This window comes from Geodermatophilus sp. SMS 5-13 (assembly GCF_059428245.1).
Map to the genome: position 1 here is coordinate 5,801,773 of NZ_CP165729.1, position 16,816 is coordinate 5,818,588.

Sequence of the window (16,816 nt, forward strand, 5' to 3'; positions counted from 1 at the left end):
TCATGCACAAGCGTGCATAGTTGTGCTCATGTCCAAGGTGCTCACCTCCCTGCCCATCGGCGAGCGCGTCGGGATCGCCTTCTCCGGCGGACTCGACACCTCGGTGGCCGTCGCGTGGATGCGCGACAAGGGCGCGGTGCCGTGCACCTACACGGCCGACCTCGGCCAGTACGACGAGCCCGAGATCGGGAAGGTCCCCGGGCGGGCCGAGAGCTATGGCGCCGAGATCGCCCGGCTGGTCGACTGCCGCGCCGCGCTGGTCGAGGAGGGGCTGGCGGCGCTCACCTGCGGCGCCTTCCACATCCGCACCGCCGGTCGTGCGTACTTCAACACCACCCCGCTGGGCCGGGCGGTCACCGGCACGCTGCTGGTCCGCGCGATGCTCGAGGACGACGTCCTGATCTGGGGCGACGGCTCGACGTTCAAGGGCAACGACATCGAGCGCTTCTACCGGTACGGCCTGCTGGCCAACCCCCGGCTGCGGGTCTACAAGCCGTGGCTGGACGCCGACTTCGTCTCCGAGCTCGGCGGCCGCAAGGAGATGTCCGAGTGGCTGGTCGCCCACGGGCTGCCCTACCGGGACAGCGCCGAGAAGGCCTACTCCACCGATGCCAACATCTGGGGCGCCACGCACGAGGCCAAGCAGCTGGAGCACCTCGGCGCCAACGTCGAGATCGTCGAGCCGATCATGGGCGTGCGGTTCTGGGACCCCGAGGTCGAGATCCCCACTGAAGACGTGACCATCGGCTTCGAGCAGGGCCGGCCGGTGACGATCGACGGCAAGGAGTTCGACTCCGCCGTCGACCTGGTGCTGGAGGCCAACGCGATCGGCGGCCGGCACGGCCTGGGCATGTCCGACCAGATCGAGAACCGGATCATCGAGGCCAAGAGCCGGGGCATCTACGAGGCGCCGGGGATGGCGCTGCTGCACGTGGCCTACGAGCGGCTGGTCAACGCGATCCACAACGAGGACACCCTCGCCACCTACCACACCGAGGGCCGGCGGCTGGGCCGGCTGATGTACGAGGGCCGCTGGCTGGACCCGCAGGCGCTGATGCTGCGCGAGTCGCTGCAGCGCTGGGTCGGCATGGCCGTCACCGGCGAGGTCACCGTGCGGCTGCGCCGGGGCGAGGACTACTCGGTCCTCGACACCTCGGGGCCCGCGTTCAGCTACCACCCGGACAAGCTGTCGATGGAGCGCACCGAGGACTCCGCGTTCGGCCCGGTGGACCGCATCGGCCAGCTCACCATGCGCAACCTGGACATCGCCGACTCCCGCGCTCGGCTCGAGCAGTACGCCCGGATCGGCATGGTCGGCGGGACGACGCGGGTCGCCATCGGTGCCGCCCAGGCGGCCGCGACCGGGCTGATCGACGTGACCCGGGAGGGCGGCGCCGAGGCGATCGCCTCGCGCGGCCAGGTCTCCGCCGACGAGGAGCTGCTCGACCGCGCCGCGATGGAGGCGGGCACCGACTAGCGGCGCGCGCGGCGGATCAGCGCGTCGATGCGCCGGGCGTGGGCGCCGCGCCAGTAGACCCGCCCGCAGGCGGTGCAGCGGGAGAACTCGTCGTAGCTGCGCCGGGTGCCGGGCGGCAGCCGGTCGGCGACCTCGGCCTTGGGGACGGCGGCCAGGGGCGCACCGCACGCGGTGCACCGGGTGAGGGGCGCCAGCAGCGGGGCGAACCGGTCGAGGACGTCGGCCGCCTGCTCCTCCGCCCCCGCGCCGCGGACCAGCGCGCCGGCCGGCAGCGCGCGGCGCATCAGCAGCCCGCGGTCCTGGGTGAGCAGCACCCGGTCCTCGGTGCGGGCGCGCTCGACCAGTTCGGGGTCGTCGGCCGCCGAGGAGTAGGCGACGTCCAGGCCGAGCAGCCGCAGCCGGCGGGCGAGCGCGCCCAGGCCGACGTCGAGCAGGAACCCGCCGGCCGGCGCCGGCTGCGGCCGGGCCACCGGCCCGACGTCCACCGTCGCGCCGGGCGCCGTCCGGGCGGAGACGCCGACGGGGGCGCCGTCCAGGGCGAGCTTGCCCACCTCGGTCAGCGGGACGCCGGCGGCCTGCACCACGTGGCCGACCGTCGCGTCGGGATCGAAGCCGAGCCCCCGCCGCCGGGCCGTCCGGTCGCGCAGCGGTAGCAGGAAGGCCAGCGACCCGGCCACCCGGACGACGACGTCGGTGCCCACGCCCGCACCTCTACCCCCGCAGTCGCGGCGAATGCTTGAAGACTCAAGCAACGAGGCGCAGACTGGTGCCGAACGATCGACGAAGGGGGTCGCCATGCCCGTCCAGCGCCTGAACCACGCCGTCCTGTACGTCCGGGACGTCGCGCAGAGCCTCGCCTTCTACCGGGACGTGCTCGGCTTCCGGGTCAGGGCGGAGATCCCCGGCCGCGCGGTGTTCCTGCAGGCCGAGGGCTCGACCAACGACCACGACCTCGGGCTGTTCGCCATCGGCACCGGCGCCGCCGCCAGCGAGGCCGGCCGGCGGACCGTCGGGCTGTACCACCTGGCATGGGAGGTCGACACCCTCGCCGAGCTGGCCAGGGTCCGCGACGCACTGCTCCAGGCGGGCGCGCTGGTCGGCGCCTCGGACCACTCGACCACCAAGGCGCTCTACGCCCAGGACCCCGACGGCCTCGAGTTCGAGGTCTCCTGGCTGCTGCCGGCCGACCGGATCACCGACGACGTCCGGGCCCAGGCCATGGCGATCCGGCCGCTGGACCTCGAGCGCGAGATCGAGCGCTACGGCGCGCAGACCCGCGGCGGCGTCGGCGTCTCGATCCCGGTCGTCAGCTAGCCAGGATCTGCGGCGCGGCCTCCTTGAGCTGGGCGTTGGCCCACCGGGCCTGGCGCAGGGTGTCCGGGTGGCAGGTCGACGCGAGCTCGAACAGCTCGCGGTCCTTGGCGCCCTGGGCGGCCTGGGCGATCAGCTCCCAGTCCACCGAGACGCCCGAGGCGTCGATGTAGACGCTGCGCAGGTCGCGGAGCAGCAGCAGCGCGGGCGCCGACCGGCGGCCGAGCCGGTCGCCGACCTCCTGGCGGATCTTCTGCAGCAGCGTCGGGTCACCCGCCGGCTCGGGGTCCAGGTGCAGGCCGAACCGGCGGCCGATCGCGGAGATCCGGCGGACGTGCTCCTGCGACCAGACGGCGAGGTCCCGGGCCACGTGGAAGATCTCGTGGTCGGCCTTGTGCCGGTCCGACAGCGCCAGCAGCTGGCCGGCGAGGTCGTTCTCGGAGTGGTGCAGCTCCTCGAGCGCGAGGTGGATCTTCACCGGGCGCCCACCTCCTCCTCCGCCTCCGCGGCCGGTCCGCCGCGCGTCGGTGGCGGCGAGCCCGCGGCCGGAGCCGAGGCGGTCGTCGTGGGCGCCGCCGACGGCCGCTGCCCGGCCGGTGCCACCAGGCGCACCGCCGCAGCCGCCGTCTTGAACAGCGGCTGCTTGGAGACCGGGTCCCAGTCGGTGACCGTCAGCTCGTTGGCCGCCCGCTCCCCGGAGGGATCGCCCGGCTCGTCCCAGTAGCCGTAATGGAACGGCAGGAAGACGACGCCGTCGCGGATGCCGCTGACCCGCAGCCGGGCCCGCACCTTCCCGCGCGGCGTGCTCACCTCCAGCACATCGCCCTCGCCGGCGCCGAGCCGCGCGGCGTCGGCGACCGACAGCTCGACCCACACCTCGGGGGCGGCCGCCTGCAGCTGCGGCGCCCGGCCGGTCTTGGTGCGGGTGTGGAACTGGTACAGCGTCCGTCCGGTGATCAGCCAGAACGGGAAGTCGGCGCCGGGCACCTCGTGCGGCTCGAGCCACGCGGCGGCCTTGAGGACCGCCTTGCCGTCGGGGTTGAGCGCCCGGTACTCGGTCTCCTCCAGCGGCGCGCCGGTGAGCAGGTCGCGGCCGTAGCTCTCGCAGTAGTCGGGCGCGGCGAGGAACCGGCCGTCCTCGTACAGCCGCTCGGTGCCGTCGGGCCGTTCGTCGGTGCACGGCCACTGGATGCCGCCCCGCTCGCGCAGCCGGGCGTAGGACAGCCCGCTGTAGTCGCAGGGCCGGCCGCGGCTGCACTCCTTCCAGCCCTCGAACGCCCCCTCGGCGTCCGACCACGGCACGAGGGGGCCGCCGTCCTTGTCCCGGAAGTCCATCCGCCGGGCGAAGTCGAGCAGGATGTCGAGGTCGGCCCGCGCCTCGCCCGGCGGGTCCACCGCCTTGTCCGACAGGTGGACGGTCCGGTCCACGTTGGTGAAGGTGCCGGTCTTCTCGCCCCAGGTCGCCGCCGGTAGGACGACGTCGGCGAGCTGCGCGGTCTCGGTGAGGAAGATGTCCTGGACGACGACGAACAGCCGCTCCTGGCCGAGGATCGACCGGATCCGGCCCAGCTCGGGCAGTGACACCGCAGGGTTGGTCGCGGTGACCCACAGCATCCGGATCGAGCCCTCCTCGGCGTACCGGAACATCTGCATGGCGTGGGTCGGCGGCGCGTAGTGCGGGATCTGCATCCGGTCGACGTTCCACAGGCGGGCCAGCTCGTCGACCTGCGTGTCGTTGGACCAGTTGCGGAAGCCGGCCATGTCGCCGTCCGCCCCGCACTCCCGGGTGTTCTCGGCCGTGGGCTGCCCGTTCATCTGCAGGAGGCCGCAGCCGGGCCGGCCGAGCATGCCGCGGACGAGGTGCACGTTGTTGACCTGGACGGCGGCGGCCGTGGCCTGGTGCGACTGGTAGAAGCCCTGCAGCACGGTCGAGAACAGCCGCTCGGCGGTGCCGATCAGCCGCGCGGCCTCCCGGAGCCGGCCGACCGGCACGTCGCAGATCGCCGCCACCTTCTCCGGCGGGTACTCGGCCACCCGCCGCTCGAGCTCGTCGAAGCCGACGACGTGCGCCTCCACGTACGCCCCGTCGATCCAGCCGTTGCCGATGATCTCGTGCAGCAGGCCGTTCATCAGGGCCACGTTGGTGCCCGGCAACGGCGCCAGGTGGACGGTGGCCTCCCGGGCGACCGGGGTGAGCCGCGGGTCGACGCAGACGAGCGCCGGCGGGTTCGGCCCGGCCAGCCGGTCGAGCATGCGGGTCCACAGCACGGTCTGCGTCTCGGCGACGTTGTGCCCGTACAGGCAGAGGACGTCGGCGGTGTCGATGTCGGTGTAGGAGCCGGGCTGGCCGTCGTTGGCGAAGGACTCCTTGAGCGCCTCGGCCGCCGTCGCGGTGCACAGCCGGGTATTGCCGTCGAGGTGGTTGGTGCCGAGGCCGCCGTGCGCGAGCAGCGCCAGCGTGTAGTACTCCTCGAGGAACAGCTGGCCGCTGGTGTAGAAGCCGATCGAGCTGGGGCCGTGCTCGTCGAGCAGCGCCTTCGTGCGGGCGACGACGGTCTCCATCGCCGTGTCCCAGTCGGTCTCCACCAGCTCGCCGTCCCGGCGGACCAGCGGCCGGGTCAGCCGGTCGGGGGAGTTGTTCGCCTGCCAGCCGAAGAGGTCCTTGGGGCCGAGCCGGCCGTGGTTGACCCGGTCGTCGGCCCGGCCCCGCACGCCGACGATCCGGCCGTCCTTGACGGCGATCTCCAGGCCGTCGCCGTTGGAGTGCAGGATCGTCGCCGACGGCACCCACCGGTCGACGTCGTCCTCTGTCAGGTAGCTGTCCACCCGGACCGGCCACGCCTCCCCCGGCCCGTACGGGGTGCGGCTGCCCCAGGGCTCGGCGATCCGGTCCAGGCGGCCCATCGCGCCCTCCTCCGAGCAACTGTTGCCCCAGGGCAAGCAGTGTCTCGCCACGGACGGCGCGCTGCCACGCGAGGATGCCGGGCATGGAGCCCTTCGAACTGCCGGTCGGGCCGGTGCTGCTGCGCCCCTGGCGGGAGGACGACGCCGAGGCCACCTGGGCAGCGCTGCGGGACCCGGACATCCGGTTGTGGAACGGCTCGGGCTCGGCCTCCCGGGAGGACGTCGTCCGGATGATCCGCGGCCGGATGGACTGGAGCGGTGGCGACCACGCGTCCTGGGCCGTCGTCGCCGCGGGCACCGGGGAGCTGCTCGGCTCGGTGTCGCTGCACTCGATCGACGTCCACCAGGCCGACGCGGAGATCGGCTACTGGACGGCGCCGGCGGCCCGTGGCCGGGGCGTGGCGCCGCTGGTGGTCGACGCCGCCTGCCGCTGGGCGTTCGGCGCGCTGCCGGTCGACCGGATCGAGCTGTGCCACGCGGTGGAGAACGCGGCGTCGGGCCGGGTGGCCGCGAAGGCCGGGTTCACCTGCGAGGGCCGGCTGCGCCGCGCCTACCGCTACGGGGACGGCGTCAAGCACGACGAACTGCTGTGGTCCCGCCTCTCCGACGACCCCGCCCCCCGGTTCGGGTGAGGGCGGGGCCGTCGGCGGGCTCAGGCCGCGGCGGCGGGGGTGGCGCTGAGCAGGCGACCGTGCTCGGCGGCCTCGCTCTCCGCGGTCGCCTTCAGCTCTGCGGCGAGCTCGGTGAACGAGTCGAGCGCGGGGTTGACGCCGACCAGCGTGAACTCACGCTCGACGACACGAAGGTCCAGCTGCCACACGTCAGCGAGGATGCGGCGCATCCAGGAGGTCGCGTGGTCCCAGCCCTCGCGCGGGGTGCCGGCGGAGTAGTTGCCCCCGCGGACGGTGACCAGTACGGCGGGCTTCCCGGTGGTCGGCGGCTGCCCGCCGGGCGCGAAGCGCGGATCGGTGAGGACCAGGTCGACGTAGGTCTTGAAGTGCTGCGAGACGCCGAAGTTGTACAAGGGGACGGCGAACAGCAGTGCCTCGGCGTCGGCCAGCTCATCGGCCAGGGTCGCCGCCAGGGCCACCGCGGCCGCCTGCTGCGGGGTGCGCTGGTCGTCGGGCAGGTAACCGCCCGAGACGGAGTCCCCCCAGGCGGTGGCCGGGACCGGCTCGGTCCCGATGTGCCGGCGGGTGACCGGGGCCGCCGGATTTCCCCCGCGCCACTCGGCCTCGACGATGTCCGCGATCTCGCGGCTGGCCGATCCCTCGACCCGGATGCTGGCGTCCAGGCGGAACAGTGACATGACGACCTCGCGCTCTCTTCGACATAGGTACTAGTAAAAAACTAGCACTATGAAAAAGCTAGCACGTCATGAACGGGCCTGCGCTTACCATCCCTGGCGTGACCGGTGAGGTGACCCACACGCCCCAGGCGTGCGACGCCGCGCTCAGCCGCGCGTTCGGGTTCCTCGGCAAGCGCTGGAACGGGGTGATCGTCGGCGTCCTGGCCGGTGGACCGGCCAGCTTCAGCGGCCTGCGCCGCGCGGTCGGCGGCATCAGTGACTCGGTGCTCTCCGATCGGCTCGCCGAGCTCGCCGCCGCCGGCCTGGTGCACCGGGCGGTCGAGCACGGTCCTCCGGTCGCGGTCAGCTACGAGCTCACCGAGGCCGGCGCCCGGCTGCGCCCCGTCCTCGACCAGCTGGCGGTCTGGGCGAGCGAGAACCTGCCCGAGCCCGGTTGCTGACGGCGCTCAGCAGCCGCAGCTGACCGGTACCGGCGCGGTGAGCGGGTCGGCGTCCGGACGGCGGACACCCTCGGCCGTCTCCACCGGCAGGCCCTCGCGGGCCCAGTACTCGAACCCGCCGATCATCTCCCGCACCCGGTAGCCCAGCCGGGCCAGCGCGAGCGCGGCGCGGGTGGCCCCGTTGCAGCCCGGACCCCAGCAGTAGGTGACCACCGGGACGGCGGGGTCGAGTTCGGCGGCCGCCCGTGCCGGGATCTCGCGGCCGGGCAGGTGCACCGCGCCGGGCACATGCCCCTGCGCCCACGCCTCGGCGCTGCGGCTGTCGAGCAGCACGAACCCGCCCGCGTCGAGGGCCGCTGCGACGTCGCTGACGTCGGTCTCGACCGCCAGCCGGTGCGCGAAGTGGGCGGCGGCGTCGGCGGGGGAGGCCCAGGTGTCGAACATGCCGTCACTGTGCGGGTGGGTCCGCCGTCCGCACGAGGCCGTCCCCTGCCAACCACCGCAACACCTCGGCCGGGGCTTGACGTCAGCGTCGTTGACATCTGAGATGTCAGTTGTGACCACCCTCGAGCCCGTCGGCCGCGTGCTGCTGCGCGACCAGGCGCTCGAGCGCATCCGTGCGGCGATCGTGGCGGGCGACCTGGCGCCGGGCGCAGTGATCAAGGACGCCGAGCTCGCCGCGCGGCTGGGGCTGTCCGTGGCGCCGGTGCGCGCGGCGCTGGCCCGGCTCGCCGACGAGGGGCTGGTCGAGGCCAAGCCGCAGAGCCACACCCGGGTCACCCCGCTGGTCGTGCGGCAGGTCCGCGACGCCACCGTCGTCGTGCGGGCGATGCACGAGCTGGCGGCGCGCGAGGCGGCCGGCCGGGTGACCGGCGACGACGTCGCCGCGATGCGCGCGGCCAACGACCGGTTCGCCGCGGCGGTGGCGGCGGGGGACGTCGACGCCGCGGTCGCCGCCGACGACGACCTGCACGGCGTCCTCCTGGCCCGGTGCGGGAACGCCGCGGTCACCGCGACCGTCGAGCGCTTCACCCCGACGATCCGCCGCCTCGAGCGGCTCCGGTTCGGCGCCACCGACGCGCACCCCTCGATCGACCTGCACGACCGCCTGATCACCGCCTGCGCGCACCACCACGTCGACGCCGCCGTCGAAACCACCACCGAGATCTGGACGGCGCTGCTGTCCGAACTGGAGGACGACCCCGATGAGCCTCGCTGACTTCCCCCGGTACCCCCTGCTGTTCGGCCCCTCCCCGGTGCACCGGCTCGACCGGCTGACCGGGCACCTCGGCGGCGCCGCCGTCTGGGCCAAGCGCGAGGACGTGAACTCCGGCATCGCCTTCGGCGGCAACAAGACCCGCAAGCTGGAGTACCTCGTCGCCGACGCCCTCGCCCAGGGCTGCGACACGCTCGTCTCGATCGGCGGGGTGCAGAGCAACCACACCCGGCAGGTCGCCGCCGTCGCCGCGCGCGTGGGCATGAGGTGCGTGCTCGTGCAGGAGAGCTGGGTCGACTGGCCCGACGCCGTGTACGACAAGGTCGGCAACATCCTGATCAGCCGGCTCGCCGGCGCCGACGTGCGGCTGGTCAAGGCCGGCTTCGGCATCGGCTTCAAGGAGAGCTGGGAGGCCGCCCTCGCCGAGATCGAGGCCCGCGGCGGCAAGCCCTACGCGATCCCGGCGGGCGCCAGCGACCACCCGCTGGGCGGCCACGGCTTCGCGAACTGGGCGCACGAGGTGGCCGCCCAGGAGGCCGAGCTGGGCGTCTTCTTCGACACCGTCGTCGTCTGCTCGGTCACCGGCTCCACGCAGGCCGGGATGATCGCCGGGTTCGCGCAGCTGGAGGAGGCGGGCGGCCGCCGGCGCCGCGTGCTCGGCGTCGACGCCAGCGCCAAGCCGGCCGAGACCCGCGAGCAGGTGCTGCGGATCGCCCAGCGGACGGCGAAGGCGATCGGCGTCCAGCGGGAGCTCACGGCCGACGACGTCGAGCTCGACGAGCGCTTCCACGCCGGGATCTACGGCATCCCCGACGAGACGACGATCCGCGCGATGGAGACCGCGGCCCGCACCGAGGGCATGGTCACCGACCCGGTCTACGAGGGGAAGTCGATGGCCGCGGTCATCGACCTGGTCGGGCGCGGCGAGATCGCGCCGTCGTCCACCGTGCTCTACGCCCACCTCGGCGGGCAGCCCGCCCTCAACGGCTACAGCGCCCTGTTCAGCTGAGTGACGGAGGGGGACTTTCGGCGCCGAAAGTCCCGCTCACCACTCGGGGGTGCGGGCCAGGCCGAGCTGGCTGACGCCGAGGTAGCCGACGCGGAAGCCGGCCTCGCAGTAGGCCAGGTAGAACTCCCACATCCGCCGGAAGGTCTCGTCGAAGGCGCCCTCGAGCCGGCTCCAGTTGGCGAGGAAGCGCTCCCGCCACAGCGCCAGCGTGTGGGCGTAGTGCGGGCCGAGCTCGCGCCGCTCGACGATCGAGAGCCTCGTGTGCCCGGCGAGGTTGTCCTCGATGGCCCGCAGCGACGGGATGATCCCGCCCGGGAACACGTACTTGTGGACCCAGCCGTAGCTGCGCCGGGTCGCCAGCAGCCGGTCGTGCGGCATGGTGATCGACTGAAGCCCCACCCGGCCGCCGGGCGCCAGCAGGGTGTCCAGCGAGCGGAAGTAGGTCGGCCAGTACTGCTCGCCGACGGCCTCGATCATCTCCACCGAGACGACGGCGTCGAACTGCCCGCGGGCGTCGCGGTAGTCCTGCAGCCGGACGTCCACCCGGTCGGCCACGCCGGCGGCCACCGCGCGCTCCCGGGCCAGCTTCTGCTGCTCCGAGGAGAGGGTCAGCGTCGTCACGTGCGCGCCGCGGTCGGCCGCCGCCCGGATGGCCAGGGCGCCCCAGCCGGAGCCGATCTCCAGGACCCGCATCCCGGACCGCACCCGCGCCAGGTCGAGGATCCCGTCGATCTTGCGCAGCTGCGCGGCCGCGAGGTCGTCACCCGGCTCGAACCACGCCGAGCTGTAGGTCATCGTCTCGTCGAGGAACTGCTCGAACAGCTCGTTGGACAGGTCGTAGTGCCGGGAGATGTTCGCCCGGCTGTTCTCCTTCGAGTTCTCCTCGTGCGCGGGCTGGGTCCGCTCCACGACGTGCCGCAGCCGCTGCAGCGCCGGGTGCACCAGCCGGGTCAGCCGGGTGGCGAACGCGCTGAGCAGATCGGCCAGGTCGGTGCCGGCCCCGGTGGTCCAGTCGCCGGTCATGTAGCCCTCGCCGAAGCCGATCTTGACGTCGGCGCCGAGCCGGGCGAAGACGGCGGACGGCCGGACCAGCTTCATGACCGGGGCGCTCTTGCCGCCCGACCCCAGCACGGCCCCGTCGGGCAGGACGACGCGGACGGGCAGCGGCGCCACCGCGTGCCGGAACACCGCCTCGGCGACGCGGGCGCGCAGGGGCGCGCGCGGCGGCGTCGCCAGGCCGGGCCAGTGCGCCTCGTCGGGGCGCGGGACCGGATAGCCGGGCCGGTCGGTGCGGTCGGCGTGGACGGTGGTCATGGGCCCGGTCATCCTCTCGAGAGCGGACCGACGACGATGTCGATCGAGGCTGCTGCGCGGATCGTGCGCGGTGCAGGTGCGCACGGCAACAACCTCGGCCCTGTGACCTTGGCCCAGACCCCCGTTCGGGTGCGCCTCCCACGCCGGGAGATCTGCCCCGCTCAGCGGCCCGGAGAACCGGACTACTGCGGATCGGAATCCAGCCGGACGATCATCTTCCCGGTGTTGCCGCCGCGCAGGAGGTCCAGGAAGGCCGGGACGGCGTCCTCCAGCCCATCCCGCACGGTCTCCCGGACGACGAGCTCGCCGGACCGCAGCCAGCCCCCCACCGTCTCGGCGAACTCGGGCCGCAGGTCGGCGTGGTCGCCGACGAGGAACCCGCGCAGGGTGACCCGCTTCGCCACGAGCAGGAACATGTTGCGCGGCCCGGGCGCCGGCGCGACGTCGTTGTACGTCGAGATCGATCCGCAGATCGCCGCCCGCCCGTGCAGCCGGAACGCGCCGATCGCGGCCTCGAGGTGCTCGCCGCCGACGTTGTCGAAGAAGACGTCGATGCCCTCGGGGGCGACACCGGCGAGCAGGTCGGCGACCTTCCCGTCGTGGTAGTCGAACGCCGCGTCGAAGCCCAGCTCCTCGGTCAGCCAGCGCACCTTCTCGGGGCTGCCCGCGCTGCCGACCACCCGCGCGGCGCCGCGCAGCCGGGCGAACTGCCCGACCAGGCTGCCGACCGCGCCGGCGGCGCCGGAGACGAAGACGTCCTCGCCCTCGCGGAACGCCGCGACCCAGAACAGCCCGGCGTAGGCGGTGAGACCCGGCATGCCCAGCACGCCGAGGTGGTAGCTGGGCGGCACGTCGAGGTCCGGGAGGACGCCGACGTGCGCCGCATCGAGGACGGCGACGTCCCGCCAGGCCGCGTTGGTGAGGACCAGCGCACCCTCGGGCACGTCGGGCGACCGGGACGCGACCACCCGGCCCACGGCGCCGCCCTGCATGGTCTCGCCGACCTCCCAGGCCGGCGCGTAGGAGGGGCCGGGGCGCATCCGGCCGCGCATGTAGGGGTCGACCGACATCGCGAGCATCCGGACGACGACCTGACCGTCGGCCGGGTCGGGCCGCTCGAGCTCGACCAGCCGGAAGTCGTCGGGGGTCGGCTCGCCGTGCGGCCGGGCGGCCAGCTGCCATTCACGCGTCGTGATCACGTGCCCGATCCTGCCCGGGCGGCGGCCGGCCCGCCTCGGGGACTTTCCGCGCCGAAAGTCCCCGGCGGGCGGTGGCGGCGGAGTCCTACGCTCGGGGCATGGTCTTCTCCCGGTTCAAGGCGCAGCCGGTCACCGCCGAGGACGCGCTCCCCGGCCGCTCCGAGCCCCTCCCGCACATCCCCGAGGTGCACGCGGTCAACGGCAACCGCATCCAGCCGCCGTTCCCGGACGGCCTGCAGACCGCCGTCTTCGGCGCCGGCTGCTTCTGGGGCGTCGAGAAGGTCTTCTGGGAGACCCCGGGCGTCTACTCCACCGCCGCCGGCTACGCGGGCGGCTTCACGCCGAACCCCACCTACGAGGAGGTCTGCTCGGCGCGCACCGGGCACGCCGAGGTCGTGCTGGTGGTCTTCGACCCGGCGGTGATCTCCTATGAGCGGCTGCTCAAGGAGTTCTGGGAGGAGCACGACCCCACCCAGGGCATGCGCCAGGGCAACGACATCGGCACCCAGTACCGCTCGGCGATCTACTACGACGGCCCCGAGCAGGAGGCCGCCGCCCGCGCCAGCCGCGACGCATTCCAGCAGCGGCTGAAGGAGGCCGGCTACGGGGAGATCACCACCGAGATCGCCCCGCTGCGCGAGTTCTTCTACGCCGAGGACTACCACCAGCAGTACCTGTACAAGGTGCCCAACGGCTACTGCCCCGTGCACTCCACCGGCGTCTCCTGCCCGGTCGGCCTCCCCGGCGTCTGACCGGGGGCGGCCAAAGTGGCCACTTTGGCCGTCGAACTGTTCGCGCTGCTGCGGCGGGAGCCGGACGTCGAGGCGCCCGACCTGGTCGCGGTCGACGCCACCGACCGGCTGCTGCTCGACGAGGCGGCCCCGCTGCTGGCCGGGCTCGGCCCCGGTGAGCTCGCGGTCGTCGACGACTCCTACGGCGCGCTGACCCTCGGCGCGGTCGCGCTGCACGGCGCCTCCGACGTCCGGGTGACGCAGGACCTGCTGGTCGCCGAGCAGGCGCTGGCCCGCAACGCCGAGCGCACCGGGCTGACCGGCGGCCACCGGTCCACCGGCCTGGACGCCGATCTGGCCCGGGGCGCTCGCGTCGTCCTGGTCAAGGCCCCGAAGGGCCTCGACGCGCTCCGCGAGATCGCCGAGGTGGTGGCCGCGGTCGCCGCCCCGGACGTCACCGTGCTGGTGGGCGGGCGGGTCAAGCACATGACGCACGCGATGAACGACGTCCTGCGCGACTCGTTCACCGAGGTGAGCGCGACGCTGGCCCGGCAGAAGTCCCGGGTGCTCGTGGCCCGCGGGCCCCGGCCCGGCCCGTCGTCCTTCCCGCGCCGGCAGGAGCACCCCGACGTCGGGCTCACCGTCTGCGCGCACGGCGCCGCTTTCGCCGGCACCAAGGTCGACCTCGGCACCCGCGCGCTGCTGCGGTCGCTGCCGCGCATGGCGCCGGACGCCGGCACCGCGCTCGACCTCGGCTGCGGCACCGGCGTGCTCGCCGCCGCGCTGGGCCGGGCCCGCCCGGGGCTGACCGTGCTGGCCACCGACCAGTCCGCCGCGGCGGTCGCCTCGGCGACGGCGACGGCGGCCGCCAACGGCGTGCCCGTCCGCGTCGTCCGGGACGACGCCGCGGCGACGGTGCCCGACGCGAGCGTGGACCTGGTGGTCTGCAACCCACCGTTCCACGTGGGGACGGCGGTGGTGGCCTCCGCGGCCGACCGGTTGTTCGCCGCCGCCGGCCGGGTGCTGCGCCCGGGCGGGGAGCTGTGGACGGTGTTCAACTCGCCACTGCCGCACCCGGCGGCGCTGCGCCGGCTGGTCGGGCCGACGCGGGTCGTGGACCGGGACCGGCGGTTCAGCGTCGCCGTCTCCACCGCGGGGGAACGCCGGATCCGGAGTCTCTGAAAATTTCAACCTTTCCGCTGGAGTGACTCCAACGATGTGCCGAACACCACGGCACGGTGGAGAGACCACCGGTTCAGCCGGGCTCCGTGGAGAGCACTGTGGCGCGCTTCTGGTCCGACCGTCCCCTCGGCGTCAAGCTCGCGGCGCTGGTGGCCGCGGGCGCGCTCGCGCTCGCCGTCTTCGCCGTCATCACCGTGCAGGCGCTGCAGGCCACCGGCGAGCGCGCCGACACCCTCCTGCAGGCGAACGAGGCGACCGGCCTCGCGCTGGAGGCGGACATGATGCACGACGCCGTCCGGGCCGACGTGCTCCAGGCGCTGCTCGGCGGCGGGGCCGGCGAGCAGTACCGGGGCGCCGCCGCCGACCTGGCCGAGCACGCGGCGAACTTCCGCGACATCCTCGGCCGGATCACCGACGCGCACCTGAGCGACGACGTCGACGCCGCGGTCGCGAAGGTCACTCCGGCCGTCGAGGACTACCTCGCCGCCGCCGGGCAGACGGTCACCCTGGCCGGGCAGGACCCGGTCGCCGCGGGCGCGGCCTATCCCGCGTTCGCGCAGCAGTTCGCCGCGCTGGAGGAGTCCCTGCCCTCCGTGGGAGCCGCCATCGAGACGCATGCCGGTGACGCGGTGGAGCAGGCGACCGGCGAGCGCGCGACGGCCATCACGCAGGCGGTGCTGGTCGCCGGGATCGGTGTCGCGCTGCTCGCCGTCCTGGGCTGGGTCATCACCCGGTCCGTCGTCCGCCCGCTGCGCCGGGTCGGGACGGTCGTGGCGGCCATGGCGGACGGCGACCTGCGCGGCGCCACGGGCGTCACCAGCCGGGACGAGGTCGGCCGGATGGCCGCGGCGCTGGAGACCTCGATGGCGAACATGCGCACGGTCGTCGCCGCGATCGGGGACAGCTCCACCACGCTGGCGTCGGCGACCGAGGAGCTCTCCGCCAGCGCCCAGGACATGGCCCGGCTGGCCGGCGAGTCCTCCCGCCAGAGCGGGATCGTGGCCACCGCGGCCGGCCAGGTGTCGACCAACGTGCAGACCGTGGCCGCCGGCTCCGAGCAGATGGGCGCCTCGATCCGGGAGATCGCGCAGAACGCCTCGGAGGTCGCCCGGGTGGCCGCCCAGGCGGTCACCGTGGCCGACGCCACCACCGCCACGGTCGCCAAGCTCGGGGAGTCCTCGCTCGAGATCGCCGACGTCGTCAAGGTCATCACGAGCATCGCCGAGCAGACCAACCTGCTGGCTCTCAACGCCACGATCGAGGCGGCGCGGGCCGGCGAGGCGGGCAAGGGCTTCGCGGTCGTCGCCAACGAGGTCAAGGAGCTGGCCCAGGAGACCGCCAAGGCGACCGAGGACATCTCGAGGCGGGTCGAGGCCATCCAGACCGACACCGACGGCGCGGTGCGGGCGATCGGGGAGATCTCCTCGATCATCGGCGTGATCAACGACTCGCAGACCACGATCGCCGCCGCGGTCGAGGAGCAGACCGCGACCACCACGGAGATGAACCGCAACGTCGCCGAGGCCGCCGAGTCCTCCGACCGGATCGCCGAGAACATCACCGCCGTCGCCTCGGCCACCGGCGAGACGACGCAGGCCATGGGCGACGCGCAGACCGCGATCGAGCAGGTGGCGCGGATGGCGTCCGCGCTGCACACCTCGGTCTCCCGCTTCCGGTACTGAGGGGAACCGGGAGGGCGGTGCCACTACCGCGGCCGCGAGACCACCGGCGGCAGCGTCGACCAGGGGAAGTCGATCCAGCGGTCGGTCCGGCGCCACACGTAGTCGCACCGCACCAGCGACCGCGGCTTCTCGTAGATCACCGCCGTCCGGACGGCGGCGACGTACCCGGCGCAGAAGTCGCGGACCAGCTCCAGCGTCTTGCCGGTGTCGGCGACGTCGTCGGCCACGAGCACGTTCGCGCCGGTGAGGTCGACGGCGTCGAGCGTCGGCGGCAGCACCACCGGTAGGTCGAGGCGCTCGTCGACGCCGGTGTAGAACTCCACGTTCATCACGAACAGGTTCTTCACGTCCAGCGCGTAGCCCAGGGCGCCGCCGAGGAACAGGCCACCCCGGGCGATCGACAGGATCAGGTCCGGCTCGAACCCGTCGTCGGCGACCAGCTGCGCCAGCTCGCGGCTCGCGGTGCCGAAGGCCTCGTAGGTCAGCGTCTCCCGCGGCTCCGTCACCGGGAAATCGTGGCAGGGGCGTCCGGCCCCTGGGCAGCCGGGCCGGGGCGCGGCACTCTGGCGGGATGGCTGAGCGGATCCTGCGGACGGCGAGGCGGTTGCTCCCGTGGCTGGCCGGGTGGCTGGCGTTCCAGGGGGTCCTGGCGATCGCCGGCCGGCTGCTGGCCCGCCGCCTGGACGAGGGCGACGAGGGTGCCCCGCAGATCCGGCGGGTGCTCACCCTCGGCGGCCTGGAGCTGCGGCCGACCAACCCGGCGCTGTCCCGCATCGACCTGGACCTCGGCATGGCCGGCGGCGAGATCGACCTGACCGCCATCCCGGAGACCGCAGGCATCGACCTCACGGTGCGCGCGGTCATGGGCGGGCTGGCCGTGAAGGTGCCCGCGGACTGGCGGGTGTGGTGCCACTTCCGCGGGCTCGGCGGGGTCGGCACGGACGGCGGCCTGACCCGGACCCACGACCAGCACGCCGCCGACCTGCGGGTGCACGCGGTGGCGGTGATGGGCGGGATCGGCGTCGAGGCGGGCTGATCGGCT

18 protein-coding genes are annotated in these 16,816 nt (G+C 73.8%); 10 read left to right on the forward strand and 8 right to left on the reverse strand.

The features are described from left to right. The first annotated feature begins 28 nt into the window (after positions 1-28). Positions 29-1,477 (forward strand): argininosuccinate synthase, encoded by a 1,449-nt coding sequence (gene argG, locus AB3388_RS28100; protein WP_495408636.1) that lies wholly within the window; start codon positions 29-31, stop codon positions 1,475-1,477. On the opposite strand, the gene AB3388_RS28105 is transcribed toward argG, so the two are convergent. Further along, on the reverse strand, positions 1,474-2,178 hold the full coding sequence (locus AB3388_RS28105; RefSeq protein ID WP_495408637.1) for a Mut7-C RNAse domain-containing protein: 705 nt from the start codon (positions 2,176-2,178) through the stop codon (positions 1,474-1,476). The two genes, argG and AB3388_RS28105, sit on opposite strands and share 4 nt — an antisense overlap. Before the next feature lie 94 nt (positions 2,179-2,272). On the opposite strand from AB3388_RS28105, the gene AB3388_RS28110 reads away from it, so the two are divergent. Next, the gene (locus AB3388_RS28110; protein ID WP_495408638.1) at positions 2,273-2,791 is read left to right on the forward strand and encodes a VOC family protein; all 519 of its coding nucleotides are present in this window, start codon (positions 2,273-2,275) and stop codon (positions 2,789-2,791) included. Here the strand turns inward: AB3388_RS28110 and AB3388_RS28115 are convergent. Both AB3388_RS28115 and AB3388_RS28120 read right to left on the reverse strand, forming a co-directional pair. After that, the gene (locus tag AB3388_RS28115; RefSeq protein ID WP_495408639.1) at positions 2,784-3,266 is read right to left on the reverse strand and encodes a hypothetical protein; all 483 of its coding nucleotides are present in this window, start codon (positions 3,264-3,266) and stop codon (positions 2,784-2,786) included. The two genes, AB3388_RS28110 and AB3388_RS28115, sit on opposite strands and share 8 nt — an antisense overlap. After that, entirely contained in the window at positions 3,263-5,692 is a 2,430-nt protein-coding gene (locus AB3388_RS28120) for a molybdopterin oxidoreductase family protein (RefSeq protein WP_495408640.1), read from the reverse strand. Before AB3388_RS28120 ends, AB3388_RS28115 begins: the two co-directional genes overlap by 4 nt. Positions 5,693-5,775: 83 nt before the next feature. Here AB3388_RS28120 and AB3388_RS28125 point away from each other — a divergent pair, with 83 nt between their 5' ends. Continuing rightward, positions 5,776-6,324, forward strand: a complete 549-nt coding sequence (locus tag AB3388_RS28125) for a GNAT family N-acetyltransferase (RefSeq protein ID WP_495408641.1) — start codon at positions 5,776-5,778, stop codon at positions 6,322-6,324. Positions 6,325-6,344: 20 nt separating this feature from the next. Here the strand turns inward: AB3388_RS28125 and AB3388_RS28130 are convergent, their stop codons facing one another. Continuing rightward, entirely contained in the window at positions 6,345-7,001 is a 657-nt protein-coding gene (locus AB3388_RS28130) for an FMN-dependent NADH-azoreductase (RefSeq protein ID WP_495408642.1), read from the reverse strand. Between the two features lie 98 nt (positions 7,002-7,099). On the opposite strand from AB3388_RS28130, the gene AB3388_RS28135 reads away from it, so the two are divergent. Then, positions 7,100-7,441 (forward strand): winged helix-turn-helix transcriptional regulator, encoded by a 342-nt coding sequence (locus tag AB3388_RS28135; protein ID WP_495408643.1) that lies wholly within the window; start codon positions 7,100-7,102, stop codon positions 7,439-7,441. A 6-nt stretch (positions 7,442-7,447) separates the two neighbouring features. On the opposite strand, the gene AB3388_RS28140 is transcribed toward AB3388_RS28135, so the two are convergent. Next, positions 7,448-7,885 carry a rhodanese-like domain-containing protein gene (locus AB3388_RS28140; RefSeq protein WP_495408644.1) on the reverse strand — a complete coding sequence of 146 codons (438 nt, stop codon included), beginning with the start codon at positions 7,883-7,885 and terminating at the stop codon, positions 7,448-7,450. Positions 7,886-7,997: 112 nt separating this feature from the next. Between AB3388_RS28140 and AB3388_RS28145 the strand changes: the two genes are divergently transcribed. After that, positions 7,998-8,660 carry a GntR family transcriptional regulator gene (locus AB3388_RS28145; protein ID WP_495408645.1) on the forward strand — a complete coding sequence of 221 codons (663 nt, stop codon included), beginning with the start codon at positions 7,998-8,000 and terminating at the stop codon, positions 8,658-8,660. Beyond that, positions 8,647-9,666 (forward strand): 1-aminocyclopropane-1-carboxylate deaminase, encoded by a 1,020-nt coding sequence (locus AB3388_RS28150; RefSeq protein WP_495408646.1) that lies wholly within the window; start codon positions 8,647-8,649, stop codon positions 9,664-9,666. Before AB3388_RS28145 ends, AB3388_RS28150 begins: the two co-directional genes overlap by 14 nt. A 36-nt stretch (positions 9,667-9,702) precedes the next feature. Here the strand turns inward: AB3388_RS28150 and AB3388_RS28155 are convergent, their stop codons facing one another. Next, positions 9,703-10,980 (reverse strand): class I SAM-dependent methyltransferase, encoded by a 1,278-nt coding sequence (locus AB3388_RS28155; protein WP_495408647.1) that lies wholly within the window; start codon positions 10,978-10,980, stop codon positions 9,703-9,705. A gap of 182 nt (positions 10,981-11,162) precedes the next feature. Further along, positions 11,163-12,179, reverse strand: a complete 1,017-nt coding sequence (locus AB3388_RS28160; protein ID WP_495408648.1) for an NADP-dependent oxidoreductase — start codon at positions 12,177-12,179, stop codon at positions 11,163-11,165. 98 nt (positions 12,180-12,277) lie between these two features. On the opposite strand from AB3388_RS28160, the gene msrA reads away from it, so the two are divergent. The 3 genes from msrA (at position 12,278) to AB3388_RS28175 (ending at position 15,774) form a co-directional block, all read left to right on the forward strand. Then, positions 12,278-12,931, forward strand: coding sequence for a peptide-methionine (S)-S-oxide reductase MsrA (msrA, locus tag AB3388_RS28165; RefSeq protein WP_495408649.1), 654 nt, complete (start codon positions 12,278-12,280; stop codon positions 12,929-12,931). A 15-nt stretch (positions 12,932-12,946) separates the two neighbouring features. Beyond that, the gene (locus AB3388_RS28170; RefSeq protein ID WP_495408650.1) at positions 12,947-14,092 is read left to right on the forward strand and encodes a class I SAM-dependent methyltransferase; all 1,146 of its coding nucleotides are present in this window, start codon (positions 12,947-12,949) and stop codon (positions 14,090-14,092) included. 98 nt (positions 14,093-14,190) lie between these two features. Continuing rightward, positions 14,191-15,774, forward strand: a complete 1,584-nt coding sequence (locus tag AB3388_RS28175) for a methyl-accepting chemotaxis protein (RefSeq protein WP_495408651.1) — start codon at positions 14,191-14,193, stop codon at positions 15,772-15,774. A 23-nt stretch (positions 15,775-15,797) separates the two neighbouring features. On the opposite strand, the gene AB3388_RS28180 is transcribed toward AB3388_RS28175, so the two are convergent. Then, positions 15,798-16,280, reverse strand: coding sequence for a phosphoribosyltransferase (locus AB3388_RS28180; RefSeq protein ID WP_495408652.1), 483 nt, complete (start codon positions 16,278-16,280; stop codon positions 15,798-15,800). 65 nt (positions 16,281-16,345) lie between these two features. On the opposite strand from AB3388_RS28180, the gene AB3388_RS28185 reads away from it, so the two are divergent. Continuing rightward, entirely contained in the window at positions 16,346-16,810 is a 465-nt protein-coding gene (locus AB3388_RS28185; protein ID WP_495408653.1) for a hypothetical protein, read from the forward strand. Positions 16,811-16,816: the final 6 nt, after the last annotated feature.